This window comes from Burkholderia sp. AU4i (assembly GCF_000466765.1).
GTDB lineage: Bacteria > Pseudomonadota > Gammaproteobacteria > Burkholderiales > Burkholderiaceae > Burkholderia > Burkholderia cepacia.
Genome location: NZ_ASSI01000475.1, coordinates 1 through 889 on the forward strand (window position 1 = coordinate 1; position 889 = coordinate 889).

Consider the following 889-nt stretch of genomic DNA (forward strand, 5'->3'; position numbering starts at 1 on the left):
GTGAGCGGGAGCAGGCAGATCAGGATGTCGGTGCGGGCGAGGAACGCATCGAGTGCCGCGTCGCCCGCGTAGCAGTCGATGCCGTCGAGCGTGCGCGGCGTGCGGCTCCAGCCGGCGCACGGGAAGCCGAAGCGGCGCAGCGTATCGAGCACGGCCTGGCCGAGCGTGCCGAGCCCGAGCACGCCGACGCGCCGCGACGCGGCCGCGCGCACCGGCTGCTCACGCCACACTTGCGCGCGCTGCTGCGCCGCGTAGTCGAGCAGGTCGCGGTGGATCGTCAGCACGGCCTGCGTCACGTACTCGACCATGCCTTCGACGATGCCCGGCTCGATCATCCGCACGACCGGGATATGCGCCGGCACGCGCGACAGGTCGAACTGATCGATGCCGGCGCCGACCGAGAACACGACTTCGAGATTCGGCAGCAGCGTGGCCGGATCGTCGGGCGGCTGCCACGCGGCGAGATAACGGACGGCTTCAGGATCGCCGAGGTCCGGCCAGATCCGGAACGGCAGCTCGGGCGCCTGCTGCGCGAAGCGCTGTGCCCATTGCGCACCGCGCACCGGGTCGGCCTTGTAGAGAAAGCTCATCGTGGGTACCGCTCAACCGAGGGCCTGGTTCACGATCGCGAACGCCCGCAGCGCCGGGTCGCGCGCGGGCGTTGCGCCGCGCGCCATCGCGACGACGGTATCGACGCGCGGCAGCCCGAGCCCCTGCAACCAGTCGGACAGCCCGCTGTCGCCCGGCACGTCGAGCCGCACGAACTTCCCTTCGTGCAGCGCGAGCCAGTGGCTGATCAGCGCCTGCGCGCGCTGCGCGTCCGGCGCGACCACCGGGCCGATCGCATGGCCGCGGCCGAAGCGGCGGAACAGCGCGAAGCCGAGCAGTT

1 protein-coding gene and 1 pseudogene are annotated in these 889 nt (G+C 72.0%); both read right to left on the reverse strand.

Annotated elements, in window-relative coordinates; translation table 11 throughout:
* Positions 1 to 590: NAD(P)-dependent oxidoreductase (locus L810_RS43620; RefSeq protein WP_042978529.1), on the reverse strand; the 590-nt coding region annotated here is incomplete at its 3' end.
* Between the two features lie 12 nt (positions 591 to 602).
* Positions 603 to 889: pseudogene (locus L810_RS43625) on the reverse strand (GNAT family N-acetyltransferase); the annotation flags it as partial.